The sequence below is a fragment of the Mitsuaria sp. 7 genome (assembly GCF_001653795.1).
In the GTDB taxonomy this organism is placed as follows: domain Bacteria; phylum Pseudomonadota; class Gammaproteobacteria; order Burkholderiales; family Burkholderiaceae_C; genus Roseateles.
In genome coordinates this window covers 5,061,552-5,085,270 of record NZ_CP011514.1, presented here as the reverse complement: position 1 = coordinate 5,085,270, position 23,719 = coordinate 5,061,552, and the positions used below count along the sequence as shown (strand labels likewise).

Sequence of the window (23,719 nt, the reverse complement as noted above, 5' to 3'; positions counted from 1 at the left end):
GTCATCAGGCTGCGCGATGTGCGCGGTTCACTTCCGTCTCGAGCGCCTCCAGCGGGTAACCTCCGGCCGGGAAGATGTTGTCGTCGCTCCAGATGACCCCATCCGCTGGCTCATGGCAAAGACCGTGGCGCAACGCCTCCGCGACATCCAGCGCTTCCTTCGAGCAGATGAAGAAGACCCTGGACCGCTCGTTTGGCGACCGGATCAAATCGTTGCGTTGCAAGAGGCGAGATGCCAGCTCGCTGGCGATGAGCTTGTAGACCCGTGGATGGGTGGCGGCGACCTTCTCAAGATTGGAGGACGACACCTGCAGCGCCACCGTGGTCTCAGTCGCGACAACGTCGGCGCTTCTCGGAATCGAAGAGTTGACGGCGGACATCTCACCCACCGTCTGGTTCTTCACCCGAGTGGCCACCTCTTGGCCCTTCACCCTCACCGAGACCTTGCCCGTGAGCAGATAGTAGATGTCGCGGTCTGCCCCGCCCTGCTGGATCAACACCTCATCGGTAGCGAACTCCCTCAGCTCGCCGACAGCTGAAAGGGCATCCGCAACCGCCTTGTCTCCCTGCACGACGGCTTGGGCGAGAAGGGCCTCCGAGAGGATCGTCTTGTCTTGAAAACGGTCAATCAGCTTCATGATCTTCTTTTGCTGTAATCAGTATCAGGATGACGGGGGCTTGCTCTTCCTCGACGGCCCCCTCATCAACGCTGGTGAGCCGGCCTCGAACCGGCTGCTGTCCGGGTCGGAACCCATGCACGGAACCGCGAAGCTTGCCATCGAGGCCTAGCTTCACCACCAGCAGGACGAGGAAGGTGGACTTCTGGTCGTCCTCCTCGACCAAACTCTGCATCTGAGCGAAGTCTTCTGGGCTGGGCGTAGCCGAGAAGCTCGGGTGTGAGTGCCATTCGCCCAGGTAGTTGAAGCGCTGCGGCTGGTGCCCCCGCTTCTCGTGGAACTCCTCGATGAAGGCGCGGTGCTGCGCGGGGTCTCGCTGGAAGCTGGAAGTCGTCCCGTCACGCTGAACGGATAGGTCCAGCACCAGGAATCGACCATCCGCCGTCTGCTCTGCCGCGAGAACTCCACCAATCTCGCGCGGACCCGCGGCCGCAAGCTCTCTCTTGAGCTTCCGCACACACCTGCTGTTGAGAACGACCTCAATCAAGATCCTTCCCTTCGACGGTGTCTCCTAGCTCACCCACATCCGACGTCTTGACCTTGGACAGGTCAATGGGGCGGACATCGAACGGCTCCTCGAACAGCCACTCCTTCCGCAACCCGATGGCGTAGGCCGAGTGCGGGTAGTCCGATTGGCTCCCTGCTCGGAGTGCATCCGCTGCGAAGGCCGTCAGATGTCCGGAAATGATCGACACGTCGGCGTCGTCAGCAATCATGGGAGGCTGACCCTCAACACCGGCGGCGTAGTCGATGCCGGCGTCAGCGGGCGGTGCCGGATGCTCCGGTGCATGAAGCCACCCGTAGATCGCGTCGCGAAGGTTCCAGGCCGACGCCTCGATCCCGGGACGACTGCGAGCGATGTAGCCGCCGAAGCCGCCACCGAAAACTCGCCCCCAGACCATAGGGATGTTGGCTTCCTCAGACACGCTACTCGCGTAGACAAAGCCCTCTCCGCTGCCCGTTGCCTCGACGATCAAGTCGCAGTTCTTCAAGCTCTCGAGGCAACTCTGCGTCTCGCTCATCGAGGTCAGGCCACCCAGCTGGTTGACCCAGGGCTTCGCTTCCACCTGCGCGTTGATCCGCTTCAAGCGCTCCGCCAGCGCGGGTGCCTTGTGAGCGCCCACCTCGCACCAGTCCAGATCGTTCCGCACGATGTTCCCGACCTTCAGGACATCAGAGTCGACCAGGAAAAATCGCGTGACGCCCATGCGAGCCAGGGAGGCGGCGACCTTGCTGCCCATCGAGCCGCAGCCAAGGATCGCCACTCGCTTCCCGGCAAGGGCTTCGTTCCGAGCCGGCGAACGTTGCTGCTTGTCCATGAGCACCTTGATGATTTCGTGTGAGTGGTTCTCGCTACCGAGGAACTTGGCACCGACGTGGTCGCCGTGAAGTCCGACCACGATTCCGTAGCCGTCAAACGGGATCGAAGAAAAGGCAGCCCATCTCTCATCCGTCGTCATGTCGATGGACGTCAAAGCATCGAAGCGCGGCTCGCCCGGTTCAACCGAAGAAATTCGACCGATGCCGCGCTGGGCCAGACCGACGGACTGGGGGACGGTCGGGTCATCCCACCGGTCATGGTTCGCGTCACCGCCTACCCCCACGCCGATGCTGATACAGGCGTCGTCGAAGAATGTGGTGCGCAGGTCCAATATCCAGACACCCGGCCCGCGCCGGCGGACTTCGGCCAGCAGCTCATCGCTCAACACCAGACGGGCGTACTGCCAGCGCAGCAGCTGGCCTTGCGTGAACGGGTGCTCCGAAGGGACCACGCCAGGGCGCCCGGCGTCGTCAAGAGTCCCTTCGGTGTCGAGAAGATGCCGAGCGCTACGCATCACGTCCGCCGCGTCGAACGACTTCACCCAGGTGTCGGCCCGAATCTGCAGGCATAGCTCGCCCCAGATGCCCCACTGGTGACTCGACCAGCGCTGGCGCTCGCCCCGTGGCACCAACCTCGGCGGGGCGCCGGGGTAGATGAACGGGAACTCGAGGCGTGCCTCGCGCAGTTTACCGCCGCCCTCGAAGTCGATGTCCACATGGGCCTTGCCCGCGTCAGCATCGACGACCCAGTGGACGGACTTCACCCAGCCCTCTTGCTGCAGGGCCTCCAGCGCGGCGCGCTCGTGCGCGAAGCGACGCGGACGTCGCTCAAACCAGACCATCAGGAGAACCCGGTCAGGTTGCGAGATGGCGCAGCTTCGGCCTTGAAGTTGAAACCGGCCCCTGCGGCAACGGCAGGTTTGAGCAAGGACGACGAGCTGGATGACTTCTTGGTCTCTTCCTTGGGGTTCAGTGCCTCCTCCGCAGCGGCGTAGTCGAAGTCAGCGCGCTTGCGGCCGGTGCCGAAGAGGCTGCGGAACTGCTGGGGGGCGTGCCGATCCGCGTTCGCGCCGATGGCCGTCTCCCGACCGTTGCAGCGCCGTTGTTCGTCTTCCGAGCGCAACACTGAACGGCTCAAGCAGCAACGAATCTTCTCGCCCTTGATGCCCAGCCTGGTCACGGCCGTGAAGCCATGCTCCAGGCCGATGCCCAGCCCCAGGTCGCCGGTGTCGATCCCTTCGGCCTGCAACTCTCCGAGCGCCACGGCGAAACTGCTGCGCATCGCGGCTGCGCAGAGCATCGCGTTCTTCGCGGTCTCCGCCTCGTCGGTTGTCGGGGCCGTGCCTTCCACGAGGATGCCGTGGATGCAATCGCCGATGAACCGGACCTTCTTCCCAGCGAAGTCGTCGTGCAGCACAGCATCGAGCTCACTGCGCAGAACGTGCAGCGTCTTGACCACGTCGATGGCGTCATCATCGTCGTCGATGCGTTCGGCGACGTAGCGGGTGAAGTTGTCGATGTCCGCGTAGATCGAGACAGCCTCCTGCCGACGCGAGTCGGCGGGATTCAAGGTCTCGAGGTCGAGCGTCTTGTAGGGCGGCGTGTGCCGGGAGAACTCGAACTTCCCGATGGGGTGCTGCTCAAGGTCCTCCTCCCACTGCTTCACGACGCTGTCGACGGTGGGAGTCAACGCCGCTTTCTCCTGGGACTTCTCGACCTGCGCTTCCGTCAGCTCGGTTGTCCGGTCCTGCAAGACCTGATCCCAGCCAACCGCAGCGCGCGCGGCGTTGGTGATGAAGATGCCTTCGACGGTCAGGTCGTGCCCCGCACGCTTCGCGGCTTCATTCGCCGGGTTCCCCAAGAACAAGGGCTCACGATTGGACCGACGCCCGTTATTGACCGCCAACGCCTTGCCGGTGTCGATGCCCACACGCGTTTTCGCCGCGGGGAGGGGGTCATCCTCGTTCTCGCCGATCTTGGCCAGGACGTCGCGGATGAGCTGAGCCGTCGCGACAGCCTTGTGGACGCGGGCCGCTTCATCCCCGTAGGGTTTGGCAAAGACAGCGTGCAGTCGCTGGTTGTGGAAGTCAACCTGGATCGCGTCCACGTCCTGGAGGATGTTCCGGACAGCCCGGTAGTGATTGTTGAGGAACCGGAAGGCTCGCTTCTGGGCGGTCTCGCCGTCGTAGGCGGTGGTCTCCAGGAGTTCCTTGATGTTGATGATGTCCAGGTAGAGGTGGACCCCATCGACACGGTAGGCAACGCCGGTCTTGATCCCGGTCAAGTCGGTGTCGCGCTTGTATTCCTTGATTTCGACAGTCTTCACCTCGCTCAGGCGCGTCGCGATACGCGCCTTCGCCGAGCTTTCGCTCCAAGTCCGCTTGGTCATGATCTTCCCTTGCCGCCCTACGGCGATCTGTACTCATGTTTCGCGGACGACAACCGGCCCAACTCCTCCTGACGCCCTTCCGCACCCGATCTGTGAACTTTTGGGCAGTAACTAGAAGTTCAAGACCTTTAAGTTCGGTGCCCCTCCTTTTGGGGGACAAAGGCGCTGGTTGTGTTCCGGTCGGAGAAGATGGTGAAGGTTCGTCAGCTCAGATCGAACCAGACCGGGCTACTTTCGGAGCGATTCCGTATAAGAAGGAACGTGCATGGATGAGAGGGCGGGGAGGCCAGCAGAGCAAGCAGCCGCTGGCAGGCTGGGGGAGGTACGAAACCTGAAGGAGCCGTTGCGGCTGGATAACGTCCAGTCCATGGACGGATTCGTGATCGAGACCGTCGGTCCTGGGACACCGGGACGGGTGATGACGGCCGGCGCGCTCACCTCGGACGAGCCGCTCTTCCATCGCTTCGTTGAAGGGCTTGAGCCCGCGGTCCGTCAAATCCTGCTGAATGCCGGGTCTGGCCTCAGCTTGCGCCACACGGACGTGGCGCTATTGGTCTTCAAGCCAGGCGAGCGCGCAGAGTTCTGGTTCGATGCAGCCGCCGTCACCTTGCGCTGCACCGTCAAACGCCCCGTTGAGATGGCCACGGTGGTGTTTGAGCATGACATTTCGGATGTCACCGGCATGGACTTCCCGATGGTCGAAATTGGTCCGGCCGACAAGGTGCTGTGCCTGTTCCGGGAGGGGTGGGGCTTCGGCTTAGCCTTCGACTTCAACGCTTCGGGAAACCTGGACCGTGAGGCCTTCGTCAAGGCGTTGGGGCGACTTCACCGAGTGCTGAGGTACCGAGCGCAGTACGGGGCGGTCACGAATTCGACCGTTTTCAATGCACTGGTTGGGGCCGGGTGGTTCCCCTTCGTGGAAATCATCCACAGGGAGTTCAAGGAGTTGGCCGCCTTGGTGGAGGCACAAGTCGACCTGACAGCGACGGAAGCGGGGATGGTGAAGGCCTTCAGTGGCGACCGCGTAGACCACATGCTGCAGCGCTGGCTGGAGAAGCCGCACTTCCAGGCCAAGGCGGACCTGCTCAAGGAGGCGGTCAGCCAATTTCAGGCGGGGAAGCCCATCCCGGTCATCAAGATCATCCTCACGGAGATTGAGGGGGTGCTTCAGGATGCCTACCGGGCGGCCAATCCTGGCCAGGGCGCTCGGCAGAAGGAACTGCTTCGGTTCGCCGTGGCCTCAGCCGAGGCGCGCGCTGGAGACTCGGACACTCTTCTCTTCCCGACAGCTTTCGGGGAGTACCTGAACGGCCATACCTTCGCCAACTTCGATCCGACCGCCCAGAACGGCACCGCAGGGTCGAGGCACGCTGTGGGGCATGGCGCAGCCGCCCAGGAGACGTACACGATGACTCGGGCGCTCCAGGCCATCCTTACCTTAGACCAGTTGGCGTTTTACACATGAGCATCGTTGATCGAATCCGGACGGTGGAGCAGGAGATGTCAGCGCTCCTCGCTGAGGGGATGAGGCCCGAGGTAAAGGAGCCGCTGGAGAAGCTGCGCAAGGCCGCCGAGGCTGTCGGCAAGGCCTGGAGTGGTTCCTGGCTGGGGTACCAAGCGAACGTCTACTACCGGCAACTCGACGCCCCTCCACCCGGTGCGAACTTCAGTAGGGAATGGGGCCTGATGGGCGGGTACGGTAGCGGCAGTACCGGGGACTGGGTTCAGTGCCGCAGCGACGACATCCTGGACCACATCTATGAACTGGCAGGCCGACCGGACCGCGACGCGCTGATGGTGTTGGCGGATGAAGCTGGCGAACGAGCCATGGACGCCAAGGCGAGCCTCATTTCGCTCACGACGGCGCTGCTGAGAGCCGCGCCCAACGACGAGGTCTTAAAGGGCTCGCTAGGGGAGCTGAATGGTCTGATCTTGATGGACGTCAGCGACGTCATCAAGGCCTGGGCTCCGCGCGGTCAGGTGATAACTCACGACACCCTCGCCGTCTCCCAAGGGATGACGGCACCTGGTCATTTGCGCGTGACCGCCACAACGGCCGTACTTAACCAGCCCTTCGCCGTGGCGAAGGAGCTCGCCCGCTTGGCAAAGAACATGGCTCGGCACGCTGACGCCCTTGGAATCGGAACTGAACCCATGAAACAAACCACGCAGCCTTCCCACATCTTCATCGGTCATGGGCGGTCACCCTTGTGGCGCGAATTGAAGGACTACATCCAGGATCAGCTTCGCCTCCAACCAGATGAGTTCAACCGCGTGTCCGCTCCAGGAGTTACGACGCTCGACCGGCTCAAGCAGATGATGGACGACGCGGCTTTCGCCTTCTTGGTCATGACCGCGGAAGATGAGATGAGCGACGGCAACAAGCAGGCGCGCATGAACGTCGTCCACGAAGTCGGGCTGTTCCAAGGACGCTTGGGATTCACCCGCGCCATCGTGCTGCTTGAGGAGGGCTGCGAGGAGTTCTCCAACATTAACGGTCTTGGGCAGATTCGCTTCCCCAAGGGCAAGATCGCTGCGATCTTCCACGAGGTGGAGAAGGTACTGGTGCGGGAGGGACTGCTCACCGCGCGCTGAAGGGCGCCGACGCGCCCGCGGATCACAGGCAACATAGAACGCATGAAGATTTGGAAGCTGATGGCTCACGACGAGCGGCCAGCCAAGGAAGCCTTTGCGGAGCATGTAGCACGTGGCTACATCGCGGTGGGTTGGACCGAAGCAGGCGACATGGCCGCTATCAAGCCGTCGAGCGTTGACGACATCAAGCCGCATGTCTACGCGACCTTCGAGCAGAAGAAGAACCTCAACGGGCCGCCCTCGCTCTGGAGCTTCTTCTCGCTCATGCAGGTGGGCGACTACGTCGTCGAGGTTGGCGACGGGAAGCGGCTCGGAGTGTTCAGGGTCACCGGGCGGTACGAGTACCTTGAGCCGCCGTCACGCGTCGCGGGGTACGCCCACGTGCGTTCGGCGGAGCTCACGGAGATTGATCCCGACGCACTTTGGCGAGCGTGCGGAGAGGAAGGACGAGCCTTCGCGCCCAAGGAGAACCCGCAAGGCACGCTCGTCGCGCTGAAGGCAACCGCGGCCGCGCAGGAGATTCTTAGAGCTCACGAAGCGCTGGGCTCGGCAGGTGCGGCCCGGACCTCAGATAAGGTTGTGCCGACCTTTGCCGGCTGGGACGCCTGGTCGACGTCAGACCAATGCGTCGCGGATTGGCAAGATGCTGGTGAGGGCCTGGAGTGGCTGCTACCTGCAGGAGCTCCGAAATCGGACCCCCAAGACGAGTCCAAACCGGGGCGTGCTTCCCCGGTACCAGCACTTTGGGTGTACTTGGACACTCCGCTGCATGGGCTCCACCGAGTCTCCTTCGCATTGGTTGGCGAGGGTGCAACGCTAGGCATCGAGTGCAAGGTGTGGGTGCTCTCCCAACACGAGGAGCTGTACCGCCGCTTCATTGCAAGTCCACCGTTCCTTCGCGGACAGGCTCACGAGCAGGTCAACAAGCATAGCTTCCGCGTTGAGGTGCGAGGGATCAAGCATGCCGTCGCATTGCGAGGCATCGGCGCTCCTGGCGAGCCGACGCTCAGGGCAGTGTTTGAGACCTTCGTCCGGTACGTCTTGGCGAGCCATGAAGGCTCACCGCCGCCGAGCTTGCTGCCCATCCCACCTGCGGGAGGCCCGAGTCCTGGCGATGAGCCTGCTTCCTGGGTGCGTGACGAAGCCGCCATGAGCGAGATTGACCAACTGCCTTTGAATGCCACCGAGAAGCTCGTTCTGGCCAAGGCGCGCATCCAGCAGTCCGACTACCGTGCTCGCCTCCTTGAGCGGTGGGGCCATGCTTGCTCGGTGTCCGGCCTAGGCAGGCCAGGTCTGCTCATCGCATCCCACATCCACAGGTGGACGGACTGCAAAACTGCGAAGGACCGGTGGAGCGCAGACAACGGACTGCTCCTGCATCCTGGCCTCGACAAGGCCTTCGAAACCGGTCTCATCAGCTTCGACGACGATGGGCGAATCATCCTGTCCGAAGAGGCGCAGGGTCGGGAGGTCCAGGAAGCTCTGGGCATCAAGGCGGATGCAGAAATCCGGGACTTCGGTCGCTTCCCAGGCTTGCGGGCCTACCTCAGGCAACATCGAGAACGCCACGCAACGAAGCTCGGGCTTGCGGTTGAGAGTGTCGCCGCGGGCGTCATCGCGAACGAGCGTTCTGCGACCTACACTGAGTAGGAGCACGGCCCGGGAGGGCTGCCAGATTGGTCAGAAGCGGGCCGCCCTGGATGAGGCGGAGAGGCTGGATGCCGGAAGACAGGGCGGGCCTGGACCAGGGGCGCGGGAAGTTTGTCATTCCTGTCGCGACTCCTTTGTCATCGCCTGCCCGAGACTTGTTTGTCACAGTGACAAACGCCAGCAAGCAAGAACATAAAATAATCAACCACTTAGCAGACGCGACAGCTTTGGTTCTAGTCAGCGCGGTCCAGACGTTCCAGTGCGTCGTCGCGGTTCGGATGGATGCTGGCGACCCAGCCGAAGCGGTCGGGACGTTCCGCCGCGACGGCACGCGCGTAGGCGTTGGGGACGTGGAAGGTCGTCCAGTCGGGCCGCCGGTGGCCGCCGATGTCGACGGCCTCGTCGAAGGCGAAGAGCAGCCAGCGCGCTCCGGCCGGGAAGGCATCGGCCAGCGCAGTGAGCCGGCGGACGTAGGCGCGGTCGACATCGCCCACGGCGACCGAGCGCGGATCGACACAGGCGCCGTTCAGAATCGCGTGCTTGCGGGCGAACTCGACGGGATGCCACCACTGTGACAGCGAGGGCGCGATCCAGCAGCCTGAGCCCGAGTCCCCGGTGCCGATCAGATGGGCGTGGACGTCCCAGAGCTGAGAGGGGTCGAGGCCCTCCCAGATGCGTTCGAGCCACTGCGGATCGACGCCGGGAATGGGCAGGGACGCGTGTCCGCAGGGATTGCGCAACGGACCGGCGGCATCGGCCGCGAGCGCGCTGAAGAGGCCCGCCGCTGCGGCGGCGCCGCAGCACAGGAGATGACGTCGGCTGAGCATGACGGCGCCCGTGGAAGTTGGAACGGACGCGATGCTCCTGCACGTCTCTTCGGCGCGAGCGACGAAGAGCGGCGGGTGTCGAAAAATGCGCCCGCAGGGGGCGCGCCGCGCTACCAGCGCTGGAGGCCTATGAGGCGCAGGCCGAAGACTGAGAAGGGGCCAACAGGACGGCAGTGCGCGCAGCAACCAGATCCTGTTGCCGTGCGAGCCTGGCGTCCTTGTCCTCTTCGGGCCATTTGATGATCACGCCGTGCTCGTCGTATCCCTCAGGAAGGGGAATGCAATCGAGTCCGGCATCAAGAATGGCTGGGACTGGAACCTCTACGGCTGCTTTGCAGTGCATGTCACTTCGAATCGTGCAGCCAAGGTGCCATAGGCGTTCATCCGAGACGCCGTTCCGTCCGCAGACGGAAGTTTCCCAACGCTTCAACGCAGGATGAAGCTCAGGTTCGAATGCCGAAGGCTTCGGGGAGCCATCGCCACGGAGGTCGCGGCGCTTGAATACGAACCGCGCGATCACTCCTGATGGGTGAACGAACTCAGGAAGGGGGGCGTCACACGGTGGTGGTGACCTTTTGAATAAGCTCAAGAATCGGCCTTGGAATTGAGTCCACAAATCGCTTCGTGCCATGTTCCTTGTCCCATGCTGACAAGCGCGCCGCGTAATGAAGCTTGCCGGTCTCGCTCAATGTGACAGTCAGCATTCGGTCCCCGGTGCCAACCCAATCGAAGACGATATCGCCATCGTTGTCGAGAGCAAGTTCCGGTGCCAAACCGGCGACCAGTAGATGGGATGGAAGCGCGAGGAGAAAGCGCCGTGCCACATTGAAAGTGGGCGAGGCGTTCGGGTCAATCCTCGCTTCATCGGCAAGCGCGACAAGGTCGTTGAAGACCAAGGTCGACCCAGCGGTCGAGCCGGCCTTCACGAATCCCAAAGCATCGAAGGTGATCTGCGTGATCCTCTTGCCGTGTTCGCCGGCAGAAGACTGACCAAGACCCGTCATGAAGCCCGTGATGCTGCTTTGAGCCAGTGCTGTCATATGAACATCTCCAAAGTTTTCTCAGTCAGATGACTGAAGAAAAGACGATTCTTTTGGTCGCGAAGTTCATCAAGCGCGCCCCAGAGTTCTCCAAAGCGCCTGCGCTCGATCCGGGTGCTCCGAAAAACATCGATATCCAGTAGCACTGTGATCGAGTCGCCATTGCCTTGCCGCACTGGGGACTCCTCCAACGCCTGTGTGACGACCGAAGTGCAGTTCCTGGCTTCGTCCGGCAGAACAACTCGTTGAATGAAGGCACTCGCCGCCTGTGGAAGCTCATTGGGAATCCGAGGAGGGCAGCTCAGATACTCCTCGAAGCTCTCCAGCGGAAGTGGAAGCTTGATTGCGTTCACATACCTCACGGCCACTCGGGTAACAACACTCGGCGATGCCATGTCTAAGAAGGTGTTCCACCACTTCGAAGCCTCCTCGCGCAACTCCTCCCACCGCCCATAGGGAGAGAGCCGGCTCACCGTGAAGCTGTCGACCCGACACATCAGCACGTAGTGCGTCCGTTGGCAGTCAAGCCTCCAGCCCGTCAATGTCTGATTTGCTGTGGTGGCACTGCCATCCGGCGTGAACCCGAAGAATGCGTCGAAGAGTTCGGTCCGCTTCTCGAAGTGTGGCGTCGCCTGCTCTGCAAAACGCCGAACGACCTCGAGCGGAATGTGCGGCTCGAACTTGATGTCGATCAATGCTTCCCTGGCGGGGGCGTTGTTCAGATGCGGTCGCAAGGCTGCCACGTTTACCTCAAGGACTACTTTCGAGGCCGGCGGATACCGATGCCATTCTCACGCAGCTTCGCTTGGTTCTCCCAGATCCACATCCGGAGGATCGAACAAGCAACTTCGGACTTGTTGACCCCGTGAATCCCCAGCGCCGCGATCTCGCCCACCAAACGGTCGGTGGTGACATCGACGGTGAGTTGGAGCTTCGTGGTGTCAGTCGCGTTTGCTCGTGCCACAGCATCTAAATGGAATCTAAGTGGGTTGAGTATAGAGCGCTGACTTCGGCAGTGAAACAGGGCGAACGCCGTGGAATTCGATATGTGCAAGCTTTTGCAGGGGGCGGCGAGAGGTGTACCGGCGGGCTTGAATGGTTCGGAACTGCGCTAACGTCCGCCCCCATGGCGAGCACGCAATCCCTCATCGATCTCATCAAGGCCGAGCTGAAGCAATCCGGCATCAGCTACGCGCAGCTGGCGACGGCGCTGGACCTGTCCGAGTCCAGCGTGAAGCGCATGTTCGCCTCGGGCGGCGAGATGCCGCTGTCGCGGATCGACGAGATCTGCCGCGTGCTGAAGACCGATTTCGCGGAGCTGTCGCAGCGCCTGGCCAAGTCGACCTCGCTGCGCAGCGAGTTGACGCTGCAGCAGGAGCGCGAGGTCGTCGCCGATGAGAAGCTGCTGCTGACGGCCATCTGCTGCCTGAGTCAATGGAGCTTCGAGCAGATCGTCGCGACCTACCGCATGGGCGAGCCGGACGTGACGCGCGCGCTCGCGCAGCTGGACCGGCTCGGCATCATCGAACTGCGGCCGTTGAACCGCTACCGGCTGCAGGTCGCCAAGACCTTCCGCTGGCGGCCGCAAGGCCCGGTGATGGCCTTCTTCCGCGAGAACGTCATGCAGGACTTCTTCGCCGGTGGTTTCGACAACGACGCGGAACTGCTGATGCTGGTCCACGGCCAACTCAGCCCCGGCATGGCGCGGGAGCTGCGCGACCGGCTTCAGCGCGTCGCCGAGGATTTCGCGCGCCAGCACCTGCTCGATCAGAAGCTGCCCGACGAGGAGAAGCGCCAGTTCACGCTCGTGATGGGCATGCGCTGCTGGCTGTTCGAGCGCTTCAAGCACCTGCAGCGGCCTGCGGCCGTCACGAAGGCGCTCAAGCGCTGAGCGGCGACGGGCGCTTCACCAGAACTCCCACCGCCCGCTGTAGACGACCCAGATGCCCAGCACGCCGTTCGTCACCGCATGCGCGATGACGGCGCACCACAGCTTGCCGGTACGGATGTAGAGCCACGCGTAGGCCGCGCCGGCCACGATGGCCGCCAGCCACAGCGTGTGCGCGAGCATGAAGACGAAGGTCGAGAGCACCAGCGCCCGCAGACCGGCCGCGCGCGGATCGACGGTCTCGAACTGCGGGCTCGAGATCCAGCGCATCAGGAAGCTGCGCCAGAACAGTTCCTCCATCACCGGCACCAGCAGCGTCGCGCCCAGCCAGCGGATCGCGATCAGCGGCCAGTCCACGCGGCCGTCCGCCGTCATCGGCACGAAGGCGGCGGTGGCCTCGCCGAGCTGCATCCACGGCGCGTCGAGGTTGATCCACAAGCCGAAGACGATCAGCCCGACGGCGACGCTCAACGCGGCCTCGCCGAGGCGAGGCCGGTTCTGCCGGTCGAATTCGCCGTAGCCGCGCCAGAACCACGCCAGCGCGCCGCCGACCACCACGAGGTTCAGCGCGTAGATCCAGCGCGGATCGAGGCCCAGGGCGTTCTGCTCGGGCAGGGCGCCCCGCAGCGCCAGCAGCAGCATGAAGAGGGCGAACGGGACGATGCGGGCCCAGGCGGCTTGACTCAGTTGCATGGCGCCAATGTAGCGGCGCGCCGTGACGGCGGCATGCGGACAACCGAGAGGCTGTCTGCGGTGCGGTCGGCGCGGCGGTCAGCGGTGCAGCGAAAGACCCTTGATCGCCTTGTCCACGGCCTTCTTCGGTCCCCGCAGCGCCAGCCCGACGAGGTCGGGCCGCTCGGCGTCCTCCGCGAGGAAGGCGGCGCGGTTGGCCTCGTCGTGGCCGGTCGAGAACATCGCGTGGACGTAGGGCACCAGGGTCAGGTCGTGCTCAAGCCCCTTGCGATGCGCGGCCTGCAGGCCGGCGAGGTCGGCTTCGAAGACCATCATCGGCTGGCCCAGCATGGCTGCATAACGGCGTCCGAGCGCGTCGACGTAGGGCTCGCCGATCGCCTCGGGCGCGGCGGCCGCGACCCCCGTCGCGAGGAAGGCGGTCACGTTCAGCCGCTGCCAGGTCGCCAGGTCGTTCCGGACGATGAGAGCCACTTTCGTATCAAACATGGGCGTCGCACGGCGTGCTTCAACTGCGAAGCCCGCATCGTCACGTCGGCCCCGGGTCCCGGTCTAGAAGGTTTGTGCAGCGGCGGCGGTAGTCGGCCGGCGTGAGGCGGTAGGCGCGCTGGAACCAGCGTCCCAGGTGGCTCTGGTCGGAGAAGCCGACCTCGGTCGCGACCTCGGACGGCCGGTGGCCGCGCGCCAGCAGCGCCCGTGCCGCGCGCAGCCGCAGACTCACGAGGTAGGCGTGGGGCGACTGGCCGAAGGACTGCTTGAACTGCCGCGTCAGCCGGAAGCGGTCCATCCCCGTGTGGGCGACCAAATCGTCGAGCCCGACGTCCCAGGCCATCCGGTCATGGAGGAACTCGCGGGCGCGCTCCGCCAGCCGGGACGAGTCTCCTCGCATCGGCTGGTCCGAGACATCGACATGCCGGGCCAGCAGCCCCATCAGGCGGTCGAGCGTCTGGTCGCAGCCCAGACGCGCTTCACCGGCGTGGAGCGCGTCGAAGGCCGCCTCGATCGCGGTGAAGAGGCGCGGATCGTCCGCGAGCGTGTCGCGGAACGCCGGCTGGATGGCGGACAACCCGCCGAGCCCGTGCTGCGCCAGCAAGCGCGTCGTCCAGTCCTGCGGCAGATAGAGCATCGCGTAGGTGAAACCGGTCTCTTCCGGCGCATGGCCGTCGTGCACCGCGCCCGGCTCGATCAGGATCGCGCGGCCGGGCGTGCTCGTGTGCAGCGCTCGCTGGCAGCGGAAGCGCTGCACCCCTTGCTGGGTGATGCCGATCAGCAGCTCGTCGTGGCCATGCGGGTCGTAGGCGTGGCCGGTGAAATGCGCGCGCACGGTCTCGATGCCGGTGCGCGGATCGCGTCGCAGCTGGATCCAGTGGTCATCGGTCATCCGGGTCGCTCCTGGTCGCTTCTGGTCGTTGTCGCGCCGGCAAACGCGTGGGCGAGCGCTTCAATCGCGTGCCGGACCTTGGCCGGCTGCGCATCGCGCTGCGGCGTCATCACGTAGACCGGGAGCATCGGCAGCGACCAGCCCGGCAGCAGCGGCAGCAGGCGGCCTTGCGTCTGCGACTCCTCGACGTCCTCCGCGCTGAGGAACGCCAGCCCGACGCCGGCCTCGCAGAACTGCTGCAGGCTGAGCTGGTTGTTGCTGCTCGCGCGCGGATGGACCCGCAGCACTTCCTCGCGGCCATCGGGACCGACCAACGAGAGGTTCCGGATCGCGCCGGTGTCCGAGCGCAGGAACACCCAGTCGTGCCGCGTCAGGTCCGACATCGAGGTGGGGACGCCGCGTCGCGCGAGGTAGGCCGGCGCGGCGTAGAGCCCGACCGTGCGCTGGCCGATGCGCTGCGCGACCCAGTTGCTGTCGGGCAGCCGGCCGAAGCGCACGGCCAGGTCGATGCGCTTGGCGACGAGGTCGGTGAAACCGTCGTCGACCTCCAGGTGCAGGCTCATCCCCGGGTTCGCCGACAGCAGCGGCGCCAGCGCCGGTCCGATCTGCCGCGCCGCGCCGACGGGCGCGCTGATGCGCAGCTCGCCTTCCGGCGCGTCGCGCAGGTGGTGGAGCTGGGTCTGCGCGTCGCGCGCAGCGGCGAGCATCGCCTGGCAGCCCTGCACAAAGCGTTCGCCGGCGGGCGTCAGGCCGATGCGGCGGGTCGAGCGGTGCAGCAGCGTCACGCCCATGTCGCGCTCCAGCGCGCGCAGCTGCTGGCTGACGGCGGAGGTCGTGGTCTGGAGCTGTCGCGCCGCGGCGACCAGGCTGCCCTGTTCGACGACGGTCGCCAGCACGGCCATCCGGCGGAGTTGGTCCAGCATCGGGGGATTGTGAAGATCGTCTAAAGAATGGAGTCGGATTCTGAGGACTTCTGCGGAGATTGTGAAGTTTCTACAGTTCACTTCATCGCGACACCCTGTCGCTTCCCGGAAATCCCCGGCCTCCCCGGAACCCCTCGAAAGGAATTCTCATGAAAGTCGCCCTGATCGGACCGACCGGCTTTGTCGGCAAGGAAGTGCTCAAGGAACTGCTGTCCCGCGGTCATGAGGTCGTCGCCCTGGCGCGCGATCCGGCCAAGCTGGAGGCCCGTTCCGGCCTGACCGTGGTGAAGGCGGACGCGAAGCAGTCGGAGCAGGTCGCCGCCGCCGTGGAAGGCGTCGACGCGGTCGTCAACGCCTACAACCCGGGCTGGTCGGTGCCGGACATCCACACCGAGTTCCTGGAAGGCACCCGCGCGATCTACGACGGCGTGAAGCGCGCCGGCGTGAAGCGTCTGCTGGTGGTCGGCGGCGCCGGCAGCCTGTACGCGGCGCCCGGCGTGCAGATCGTGGACCTGCCGGAGTTCCCGGACCAATGGAAGCAGGGCGCCCTGGCCGCACGCGAAGCGCTGAACCTGATCCGCCTGGAGTCGTCGCTCGACTGGACTTTCCTGTCGCCCGCGCCGCACCTGGAACCGGGCGAGCGCCGCGGCAGCTACCGCGTCAGCCTCGACACGCCAGTGATGGACGCCGACGGCCCGGCACACATCTCGACGGCCGACCTGGCAGTCGCCATCGTCGACGAGCTGGAACGCCCGCAGCACATCCGTCGTCGGTTCACCGTCGGGCATTGAACGAGGACGGCGATCGCAGCGGATGCCGGTGCCCCCGTCCGCTCAATCTCCTCCTCGCCGCTCGGAATTCGCTCCCGGGGGCACCGGCATCCGCCGCTCCCAACCAGGACTTCGTGCGAGCGCGCATCGGCGCGCGGAGGGTGATCAGGCGGTCTGCTGTTCCAGCAGGTAGTTGGCGTCGTCGTACTGGCCGAGCGTGTCCACCAGCGTGGGTAGGCATTCGGCCAGCTTGTCGTGGAGCACGAAGGGCGGATTCACGACGAACATGCCGCTGCCCATCATGCCGAAGCCCCGTTCGTCGGCTTGCGTGACGGTGAGGCGCACGTGCAGCCAGCCCTTCTTCGCGATGGGCTCGCAGGCCGACTTCAGGCGCTGGACGAGCTGCGCGGATTCGACGGTCTGCAGCTGCGGATACCAGATCGCGATCGTGCCGTCGGCGAAGCGCTGCAGACCTTCGCGCAGCGCGGCGATGACCTTGCCGTAGTCGGCCTTGATCTCGTAGGACGGGTCCATCAGCACGACGCCGCGCCGGGACGGCGGCGGCAGTTCCGCCTTCAGCGACGCGAAGCCGTCCTGCTGCAGGACCTGCGTGTTGGCGCGGTCTTCGAGGTAGCTGGCGAGGATGCGGTGATCGGTGCCGTGCAGCTCGTAGCAGCGCAGACGGTCGTCGAAGCGCATCAGCATGCGCGCGATGGCGGGCGAGCCGGGGTACTGCTCCAGCTTCTTGCCGGGGTTGAAGTCGTGCACCAGCTGCACGTACTGCTGCAGCGGCCCGGGCAGGTCCTTGCGCGAATAGAGCGCGGCGATGCCGCCGGCGTGCTCGGCGTTCTTCTGGGCATAGCGGCCGTCGAGGGCGTAGCCGCCGGCGCCGGCATGGGTGTCCACCAGGGTGTAGGGCTTGTCCTTTTCCGCCATGTAGCGGAGGACCTCGGCCAATACCAGGTGTTTGAGCACGTCGGCGTGATTGCCGGCGTGGAAGGCGTGTCGGTAAGCGAGCATGGGCAGGACTGTAGCGCGCCCCCGGCTGTCGTTCCCCCCACGGGGGTAGCAAATCCAAGGCATCGGGCCCTCAACGGACCCATGAATGTGCAGGAGAGCCCGTCGCGGATTCGCGACGGCATCGAGGCTGGGTGAAATTCGACCCTCCGGAACGGGCGCAGGATTTCGGTCTGTTGTCGCCGGAGATCTGCATGAACTCGCAATTGAAAGTCGTGACCCCGCCCGCCGCCCAGCTTGGTCAGATGCGCTTCGAACACCTGACAGCGAAGGAAAGGATTGATTCGACGCACACGGAGGAACTGGTCATCGCCCTGTGCGGGCCCATTGGCTCGCCCATGAACGACGTCGCGCGCAAGTTGGATCAGGTGCTTCGCGATGTGTTCGGTTACGAGACGGTGGTCCTTCGGGTGGACCAGTACGTCCAAGACTTCGCGGCACGTCAAGGGCAGGTGCTTCCGCGGCGGCCAGCAGAACGACGCAGTGCCTTGATTGAGTATGGAAGCCAGATGCGCACCGAATTCGGAGTGAGCGTCCTTGCCGAACTCGCCGTCAACGACATCCGCTACGGTCGCGGGAGGACCGCCATCGCCGGCGGCAACCCTGATCCTGGGGCGCGTCGCATCTGCCACATCATCGACTCCATCAAGAGCCCGCAGGAGCTTGATCTGCTGCGGACGGTGTACCGGGAGCTGCTCTACGTCATCGGCGTGCACTCTCCCTTGTCCGATCGCGAGGTCCTGTTGAAGGCCGAGGGGCTGGAGATCTCCGATATCGCGGCGCTGATGGATCGGGAATCGGGCGAGGAGGTGGCCGTTGGGCAATCGGTGGAGCAGACCTTTTCCCGATGCGACTTCTTCCTGCGCATGGACTCCTACACGGAGTCGCAACTTCGCACCCGTGTTGAACGGTTCCTGCATCTCGTGCTGGGATCGCGGGTCATCACGCCGACCCGCAGCGAGACGGCCATGTATGCGGCGGCCTCCGCCGCAGGCAATTCGGCATGCTTGTCGCGGCAGGTGGGAGCGGCCGTCACGGATGAATCCGGTGAGGTGCTTGCGATCGGATGGAATGACGTGCCCCGTCCCTTCGGGGACCTCTACGTCACCGACCTCGCGTCCGACCCGAGCGGCGCGCGCGACAAGCGTTGCTGGAACTTCGGCGAGAAGTGCCACAACGACGAGGAGAAGAGCCTGTTCGCTGCGCACGTGGTCGATGCTCTAGCGCCGTTGATCAAGGATGGTGAGCACCAGCGGGCGACGGAAGTGGTCGCGAACAACAAGAAGCTGCGTGGTCTGGTCGAGTTTTCGCGAGCGATCCACGCGGAAATGCACGCTCTCCTGACCGCATTGCGCCAGACAGGCGAACGGGTTCGAGGAGGGGCGATCTTCGTGACCACCTATCCCTGCCATGCCTGCGCCCGTCATCTGGTGGCGGCTGGCATCCGGGAGATCCACTTCATCGAGCCGTACAAGAAGAGTCTCGCCGTCAAGCTGCATGCCGACGCGATGACGGAATCGGACCAGCCAGGCAAGGTGAAGCTGATTCCTTATGACGGCGTGGCACCCATGCGTTTCCTGAGCCTCTTCAAGATGGCGCCCAACTCTCGGAAAAGGGCAGGCAAGCTTCTGCAGATCCCGTCGATCGCCGCCACACCGAAACTGGAGAAGAGCTTGGCCGCTTTGCCCGTGCTTGAGTCGCTTGTCATTGAATCACTGCGCGAGCGCAGCCTGATCGCCGACGACGAGTCCAAGCCCTCTCGTACGAACGGAGTTCCTGAACATGAAGCAACTTGAATCGACCGGGCAACAGGCCTTGCCGAAACCCACCGTGGTGTCGCTGGACGCAGCAAGGGCTCGAAAGGAGGTGCAGCTGCGACATGCCGTTTACGCCTCAATCCGCGAGAGCGTCCGCGACATCGACATCACCCGCGGTCGCAGGATGGCCGAGGCTCGTGAGCGCGCGATCTATACCTATTGAGCGGTCAAACCTGAAACGCCCCCGGCGAATACGCCGTCCCCGCCGGCACGTCCTTGAGCGCGCACGGATGCTGGTATTGCATGACCGGCTTGAGCACCTGTCCGTCGACGACGCCTGCGTCCACGGCGCGTCCGATCAGCGGCGAGTCCGGCCGCAGCCGGAAGTCGTAGCGGTCCGCGTCGACGAAGCTGTCCAGCTCGACGAAGTAGTTGTGATGCTGCTCGCGGTCCGCTCCCGCCGGCAGTTCGTGCTTGCCGCACAGCAGGTTGTTGATCAGCCGCAGCTTCTGCGCCTGCTGCGCCATGCGCAGGTACACGCCGCCGGCCGGACGGCGGTCGACCAGCGTGTTGTTGATCAGGTGCAGCTCGTTGCGACGGTTGGACAGCCCCTCGCTGCCATAGGCGATCAGGTGGTAGTTCTCGGTCGACGGACTCTGCTGGATGACGTTGCCCATCACCAGTGCGACGCCGCCGTTGGGGAACTCGAGTTCGAAGCTCGCTCGACCCGTCTCGTCGGTCAGGCGGTTGTAGAAGACGTGGTTCACGGCCGCGCGCGACTTCAGCAGATGACCCGACGCGCCGTGGTGGAAGTAGCTCGCCACCACCGACAGCTTGCCGATCGCGCCGACGTAGCAGTTGTGCGTCCGGCCCTCGCCGGGTGCGATCGGGCCGAAGTCGCAGGACTCGATGCGCAGCTCGATGTTCGCGTCGTTGCCGGCCAGCAGGCCGTTCTCGTTGTCCTGGAACCGGCAGTCGCGCAGGGTCAGCGAGCCACGCTCCAGCCGGATGCCCGCGCCGTTTCGGTCCGGCACGCGCGCGCCGACGAAGTCGAAGCCTTCGATCGTCATCCGCTTGCCGGTGGTGACGAAGATGCCCTTGCCTTGCGCATGCGCGCCCTTGGCCAGCATCCGCGCACGACCGCCGACGGCGCGCAGCGTCAGATCGTCCTGCGGCCAGACGGCGACGTCGCCGGCATAGTCGCCGGCCTGCACCTCGATCGTCATGCCGGCCTTCGCCTGCGAGGCCGCCGCCGCCAGTGTCTTGACCGGATGGTCGGGTCCGACATGCATCACCGCCCCTGAAGCACCGCCCCGTTGCGCGTGCGCCGACAGCAGCCACGGCGCGAGCACCAGCGAGGCGCCGGCCTGCATCAAGCGGCGGCGTGCAACGTCGGTGCGCGACGCGCGCAGCCAGGATTCGAGCGGGGAGAGCGAGGAACCGAAGGGCATCGACAGGCTCCCGAGTCGTGGCGGTGGAAGAGGAGGGCGCTGCGCAGAGGCGGGGACGGCGTCCCCAGGCAGCCGGGCGAGTGTAGCCAAGCGTTACGGACCGGCCGTGAAGCTCGCGCAAGGCCCCAGCCCGGATCGGGGCTGTCGCCTACGCGCTGCGGCGCTCCGATTCGGTCGCTAAGCTGCGTGGCATCCGGTCCGGCTCCCCCGCCGGGCTTCAGCTCATCCACCTGAATCCTCGACATCGCTATGCCCAGTCTCTTCGATCCCTTGCAAGTCGGCGCCGTCTCGCTGGCCAACCGCATCGTCATGGCCCCGCTCACGCGCAACCGCTCCGTCGGCCTGGTGCCGGGACCGCTCGCGATCGAGTACTACCGCCAGCGCGCCAGCGCCGGCCTGATCATCAGCGAGGGCGCCCAGATCACGCAGGAGGGCCAGGGCTACCTCGATACCCCCGGGATCCACTCGCCCGAGCAGATCGCCGCCTGGAAGCAGGTGACGGACGCCGTCCATGAAGCCGGCGGCAAGATCGCCGTGCAGCTGTGGCACGTGGGCCGCATCTCCCACGCGGACTTCCAGCCCGGCGGCGCCAAGCCGCTGTCGGCGACGGATCGCCAGGCCAAGAGCAAGACCTTCACGAAGGACGGATTCGTGGATGTCGCCGCGCCGCGCGCGCTCAAGCTCGAGGAACTGCCCGGGGTCGTCCAGTCCTACGTCCATGCGGCGAAGGCGGCGGTCGCGGCGGGCTTCGACGCCGTCGAGGTGCATGGGGCCAACGGTTATCTGCTGGACCAGTTCCTGCGCGACAGCATCAACGACCGTACGGATTCGTATGGCGGTTCGATCGAGAACCGCGCGCGTCTGCTGCTTGAGGTGATGACGGCCATCGCCGGCGCGATCGGCGCCGACCGCACGGGGCTGCGCCTGTCGCCGGTCACGCCGGTCAACGACGCGGGGCAGGACAGCGATGCGCAGGCGTTGTTCAACCACGTGGTGGAGCAGCTGTCGCCGATGAAGCTGGCCTTCCTGCATGTGATCGAGGGCCACACCGGCGGACCGCGTGATGTCGCGCCGTTCGATTACGACGCGCTGCGTGAACGCTTCAAGGGCGTGTACATCGCCAACAACGGCTACACCCGCGAAATGGCGATCGACGCCGTCGGCAAGGGGCATGCGGACGCGGTGGCGTTCGGTCGGAGCTTCATCTCGAACCCGGATCTGGTGCGCCGCCTGAAGCTCAATGCGCCGCTGCAGAAGGCGCACTCGGCCACGATGTATGGCGGTGGCGCCGAGGGCTATACCGACTATCCGGCGCTGGCGGACTGAGGGAGTCCGCAGGCTTCAGGACTTCCGTCGCCGCTGGCCCTCACCCCCCGCCCTCTCCCGCAAGCGGGAGAGGGAGCAAGAGCGGTCAGCGTCGTGTCTTGGCGCGGAAGAGCTCCGCGATGGAGACTTCGCGCGGGCCGGGGCGCACGGTGAAGGTCTGGCCTGCGGTGATCGTTCCGGGCTGCCGCACCGCGAGGTAGAAGCCGCACCATCCGCTCTGCGTCATCATCTTCGCGGCCTTGTTGAAGCCCATCACCGCGTTGAACTTGAAGCAGGGATAACGCGGCTCGCTGATGGCGAGCTCGCAGTCGGGGAAGACCAAGACGTCGCCGATCCAGGCGTCGCCTTCGGCCAGGCCGGAGATCGACAGGTTCTCCCCCATCGCGCCCCAGGGCAGCGCCTCATCCCAGCCCGCGGCCTGCGCCTGCGCGCGCACGGTGCGCCAGAAGGCGTAGTGCTCCGAGGGATACGCGTAGACGGCCTTGGACAGGCCGCCATGGACGCTGGGATCGGCTTGCTCGTCGCCTTCCAGGCCCAGGGGCCTCACCTCGACCTCGCCGTCCACCGGCCGCTTGCGGATGCCCGTCATGACCGGGCGCCCGTCGATGAGCAGTGGTTCAGCGCGGGCCGTGTTCAGACTGATCAGTTGCATCCGGCGATTCTGCCGCAGGCCTCGTCGGCCCCAGTGGCGCCAATGGCTCCGGCGGCGTCGGGGGCCGGAAGGCGGCCGGCGTGGTCTCGACGAGGCTGCCCTCCTGGCGGCACAGGGCGTCGCGCAGGCGGTCGAGTTCGCGCGCCTGGTCGCGCTCGCGCTGCAGGTGGTCGAGCGCGAAGGACAGGTCGCCCGCCATCTCGTCCATGAGCCCCAGCACCTGCGGGCTGAAGTAGCCGGGCTCGCCGGCGAGCAGGCTGAGCGCGCCGACGATCTGGCCGCGACGGCGCAGCGGGAAGGCGGCCATCGACTCGACGCCGGGCGGGATCAGCGGCGCGCCGGGGACCGCGAGGCTCGGGTCTTCCATGGCGCGGTTGCTGACCTGGTGCGTGCCTTCGAGGATCGCGCGTGTGGCCATCGAGCTCCGCGCGAAGGGGGCGTCGCGGGACCATTGCCGCGGCGCGCCGGGCATCAGGCGATCACTGGGGCCGTGCTCGGCGACGCGCTCGAAGTGGTGGCCGTCGGACAGCACCACGGCAGCGAGGCGGGCGTGGCCGGTCTCGACGCAGATGCGGCAGAGGCCTTCGAACAGGTGCTGCTCGGCCCGCGGGTCGTCGAAGGCATCGGTCTCGCGCCGCACGATGAGCTGGTTGGTCTGCGACAGCGCGACGTAGAGCCGCTGCAGCCGCTCGCGCGAGTCCTGGCTGAGACGACGCTCGTCGTCGTAGCGGGTCCAGACGGTGCAGACGACGACGCTGCACAGGCCGCCGGTCAGCAGCACCAGGAGCAGACCCAGATGGGCGGCCTCCGTGGCGGTCTGCTGGGCGCGCTCGGTGTCGACACGGGCCTGGCTGAGCTGGAAGGCGATCAGCTCGTCGAGCATCCGCATCGTGGCGAGGCGACGCAGGTTCAGCTCGCGCAGCGAGTCGGGCGTAGGGGGCGTGCCGGCCTCGTTCGCGGCGAGGGCGGCCCAGAGCTGGTCGAGCAGCGGCTGCGTACGGGCGATGAGGGCGCGCTCGGTCGGTGCCATGCGCGTGGCGAGGTAGCGGGTCCAGAGCTGGCGGGTCGTGTCGGCGAGACGGCGGCCGCCGCTGTCCAGCTTGCCGGCGTCGGGCTGCTGCGTCTGCGTGATCAGCAGCGCGCCCAGCTGGTGGGGACCGAGCGTGTGCTCGAGCTCGCGCAGCAGGTCGACGGGGACGAGCCGGTCCTCATACAGCGACTTGGCGATGCCGGCGAGCCGCTGCGACTGCCACCAGCCCAGCAGCGCGGACGCGCCGACCAACGCGAGCGCCAGGCCCAGGACCAGGTAGAGGCGGGCGCGCAGCGAGAGGCCGGTAGGGGCGGACATGGTCGTCGGGGACCTCGCG

The 23,719-nt window shown here is 65.5% G+C and carries 23 protein-coding genes; 8 read left to right on the top strand and 15 right to left on the bottom strand.

The genetic code is table 11. From position 1 onward, the window contains the following. Window positions 1-4 precede the first annotated feature (4 nt). The 4 genes from ABE85_RS22345 to ABE85_RS22330 are packed head-to-tail and all read right to left on the bottom strand — an operon-like array spanning window position 5 to window position 4,385. Window positions 5-637: a Crp/Fnr family transcriptional regulator gene (locus tag ABE85_RS22345; RefSeq protein ID WP_067279960.1), complete on the bottom strand. Its 633-nt coding sequence runs from the start codon at window positions 635-637 to the stop codon at window positions 5-7. Next, the gene (locus ABE85_RS22340) at window positions 624-1,163 is read right to left on the bottom strand and encodes a Mov34/MPN/PAD-1 family protein (RefSeq protein WP_067279956.1); all 540 of its coding nucleotides are present in this window, start codon (window positions 1,161-1,163) and stop codon (window positions 624-626) included. The genes ABE85_RS22345 and ABE85_RS22340 overlap by 14 nt, the downstream gene beginning before the upstream one ends. Beyond that, window positions 1,156-2,838, bottom strand: a complete 1,683-nt coding sequence (locus ABE85_RS22335) for a ThiF family adenylyltransferase (protein ID WP_067279952.1) — start codon at window positions 2,836-2,838, stop codon at window positions 1,156-1,158. The genes ABE85_RS22340 and ABE85_RS22335 overlap by 8 nt, the downstream gene beginning before the upstream one ends. Then, window positions 2,838-4,385, bottom strand: coding sequence for an adenylate/guanylate cyclase domain-containing protein (locus ABE85_RS22330; protein ID WP_067279948.1), 1,548 nt, complete (start codon window positions 4,383-4,385; stop codon window positions 2,838-2,840). Before ABE85_RS22330 ends, ABE85_RS22335 begins: the two co-directional genes overlap by 1 nt. 367 nt (window positions 4,386-4,752) lie before the next feature. Between ABE85_RS22330 and ABE85_RS28135 the strand changes: the two genes are divergently transcribed. Genes ABE85_RS28135 through ABE85_RS22315 form a run of 3 tightly spaced genes read left to right on the top strand, consistent with a single transcriptional unit; the run spans window position 4,753 to window position 8,630 of the window. Further along, a complete protein-coding gene (locus tag ABE85_RS28135) occupies window positions 4,753-5,850 on the top strand; it encodes a hypothetical protein (RefSeq protein WP_197507119.1) in 1,098 nt (365 codons plus the stop codon). After that, window positions 5,847-6,980 carry a TIR domain-containing protein gene (locus ABE85_RS22320; RefSeq protein ID WP_067279940.1) on the top strand — a complete coding sequence of 378 codons (1,134 nt, stop codon included), beginning with the start codon at window positions 5,847-5,849 and terminating at the stop codon, window positions 6,978-6,980. The genes ABE85_RS28135 and ABE85_RS22320 overlap by 4 nt, the downstream gene beginning before the upstream one ends. 42 nt (window positions 6,981-7,022) lie before the next feature. Then, a complete protein-coding gene (locus tag ABE85_RS22315; protein WP_067279937.1) occupies window positions 7,023-8,630 on the top strand; it encodes an HNH endonuclease signature motif containing protein in 1,608 nt (535 codons plus the stop codon). A gap of 233 nt (window positions 8,631-8,863) precedes the next feature. On the opposite strand, the gene ABE85_RS22310 is transcribed toward ABE85_RS22315, so the two are convergent. From ABE85_RS22310 to ABE85_RS22300, 3 genes are all read right to left on the bottom strand, one after another. Further along, on the bottom strand, window positions 8,864-9,457 hold the full coding sequence (locus ABE85_RS22310; protein ID WP_067279933.1) for a hypothetical protein: 594 nt from the start codon (window positions 9,455-9,457) through the stop codon (window positions 8,864-8,866). A gap of 554 nt (window positions 9,458-10,011) precedes the next feature. Then, window positions 10,012-10,497, bottom strand: a complete 486-nt coding sequence (locus tag ABE85_RS22305; protein WP_067279930.1) for a hypothetical protein — start codon at window positions 10,495-10,497, stop codon at window positions 10,012-10,014. Then, window positions 10,494-11,240, bottom strand: a complete 747-nt coding sequence (locus ABE85_RS22300; RefSeq protein WP_082938851.1) for a TIGR04255 family protein — start codon at window positions 11,238-11,240, stop codon at window positions 10,494-10,496. The genes ABE85_RS22305 and ABE85_RS22300 overlap by 4 nt, the downstream gene beginning before the upstream one ends. 383 nt (window positions 11,241-11,623) lie before the next feature. Between ABE85_RS22300 and ABE85_RS22295 the strand changes: the two genes are divergently transcribed. Next, window positions 11,624-12,388 carry a helix-turn-helix transcriptional regulator gene (locus ABE85_RS22295; RefSeq protein ID WP_067279924.1) on the top strand — a complete coding sequence of 255 codons (765 nt, stop codon included), beginning with the start codon at window positions 11,624-11,626 and terminating at the stop codon, window positions 12,386-12,388. A gap of 15 nt (window positions 12,389-12,403) precedes the next feature. On the opposite strand, the gene ABE85_RS22290 is transcribed toward ABE85_RS22295, so the two are convergent. The 4 genes from ABE85_RS22290 to ABE85_RS22275 form a co-directional block, all read right to left on the bottom strand. Further along, on the bottom strand, window positions 12,404-13,078 hold the full coding sequence (locus ABE85_RS22290) for a CAAX prenyl protease-related protein (protein WP_067279921.1): 675 nt from the start codon (window positions 13,076-13,078) through the stop codon (window positions 12,404-12,406). A 78-nt stretch (window positions 13,079-13,156) separates the two neighbouring features. Further along, the gene (locus ABE85_RS22285) at window positions 13,157-13,564 is read right to left on the bottom strand and encodes a DUF2000 domain-containing protein (protein WP_067279918.1); all 408 of its coding nucleotides are present in this window, start codon (window positions 13,562-13,564) and stop codon (window positions 13,157-13,159) included. 40 nt (window positions 13,565-13,604) lie between these two features. Beyond that, the gene (locus tag ABE85_RS22280) at window positions 13,605-14,456 is read right to left on the bottom strand and encodes an AraC family transcriptional regulator (RefSeq protein ID WP_067279915.1); all 852 of its coding nucleotides are present in this window, start codon (window positions 14,454-14,456) and stop codon (window positions 13,605-13,607) included. After that, window positions 14,453-15,379, bottom strand: a complete 927-nt coding sequence (locus ABE85_RS22275) for a LysR family transcriptional regulator (protein ID WP_082938850.1) — start codon at window positions 15,377-15,379, stop codon at window positions 14,453-14,455. Before ABE85_RS22275 ends, ABE85_RS22280 begins: the two co-directional genes overlap by 4 nt. 149 nt (window positions 15,380-15,528) lie before the next feature. Between ABE85_RS22275 and ABE85_RS22270 the strand changes: the two genes are divergently transcribed. Then, window positions 15,529-16,170, top strand: a complete 642-nt coding sequence (locus ABE85_RS22270) for an NAD(P)-dependent oxidoreductase (protein ID WP_067279911.1) — start codon at window positions 15,529-15,531, stop codon at window positions 16,168-16,170. 144 nt (window positions 16,171-16,314) lie between these two features. Here the strand turns inward: ABE85_RS22270 and ABE85_RS22265 are convergent, their stop codons facing one another. Further along, on the bottom strand, window positions 16,315-17,169 hold the full coding sequence (locus tag ABE85_RS22265) for a 23S rRNA (adenine(2030)-N(6))-methyltransferase RlmJ (protein ID WP_067279908.1): 855 nt from the start codon (window positions 17,167-17,169) through the stop codon (window positions 16,315-16,317). 191 nt (window positions 17,170-17,360) lie between these two features. Here ABE85_RS22265 and ABE85_RS22260 point away from each other — a divergent pair, with 191 nt between their 5' ends. Together ABE85_RS22260 and ABE85_RS22255 are read left to right on the top strand one after the other, a co-directional pair. Further along, the gene (locus tag ABE85_RS22260) at window positions 17,361-18,962 is read left to right on the top strand and encodes an anti-phage dCTP deaminase (protein ID WP_067283339.1); all 1,602 of its coding nucleotides are present in this window, start codon (window positions 17,361-17,363) and stop codon (window positions 18,960-18,962) included. Further along, window positions 18,949-19,146: a hypothetical protein gene (locus tag ABE85_RS22255; RefSeq protein WP_067279905.1), complete on the top strand. Its 198-nt coding sequence runs from the start codon at window positions 18,949-18,951 to the stop codon at window positions 19,144-19,146. The genes ABE85_RS22260 and ABE85_RS22255 overlap by 14 nt, the downstream gene beginning before the upstream one ends. Window positions 19,147-19,150: 4 nt before the next feature. Here ABE85_RS22255 and ABE85_RS22250 read toward each other — a convergent pair whose 3' ends face one another. After that, window positions 19,151-20,374, bottom strand: a complete 1,224-nt coding sequence (locus tag ABE85_RS22250; RefSeq protein ID WP_067279902.1) for a hypothetical protein — start codon at window positions 20,372-20,374, stop codon at window positions 19,151-19,153. A gap of 249 nt (window positions 20,375-20,623) precedes the next feature. Here ABE85_RS22250 and ABE85_RS22245 point away from each other — a divergent pair, with 249 nt between their 5' ends. Continuing rightward, window positions 20,624-21,700 (top strand): alkene reductase, encoded by a 1,077-nt coding sequence (locus ABE85_RS22245; protein WP_310732588.1) that lies wholly within the window; start codon window positions 20,624-20,626, stop codon window positions 21,698-21,700. Between the two features lie 85 nt (window positions 21,701-21,785). Here ABE85_RS22245 and ABE85_RS22240 read toward each other — a convergent pair whose 3' ends face one another. Continuing rightward, window positions 21,786-22,352 carry an MOSC domain-containing protein gene (locus tag ABE85_RS22240; protein WP_067279897.1) on the bottom strand — a complete coding sequence of 189 codons (567 nt, stop codon included), beginning with the start codon at window positions 22,350-22,352 and terminating at the stop codon, window positions 21,786-21,788. Beyond that, on the bottom strand, window positions 22,318-23,700 hold the full coding sequence (locus ABE85_RS27145) for a GAF domain-containing protein (RefSeq protein WP_197507118.1): 1,383 nt from the start codon (window positions 23,698-23,700) through the stop codon (window positions 22,318-22,320). The genes ABE85_RS22240 and ABE85_RS27145 overlap by 35 nt, the downstream gene beginning before the upstream one ends. Window positions 23,701-23,719: the final 19 nt, after the last annotated feature.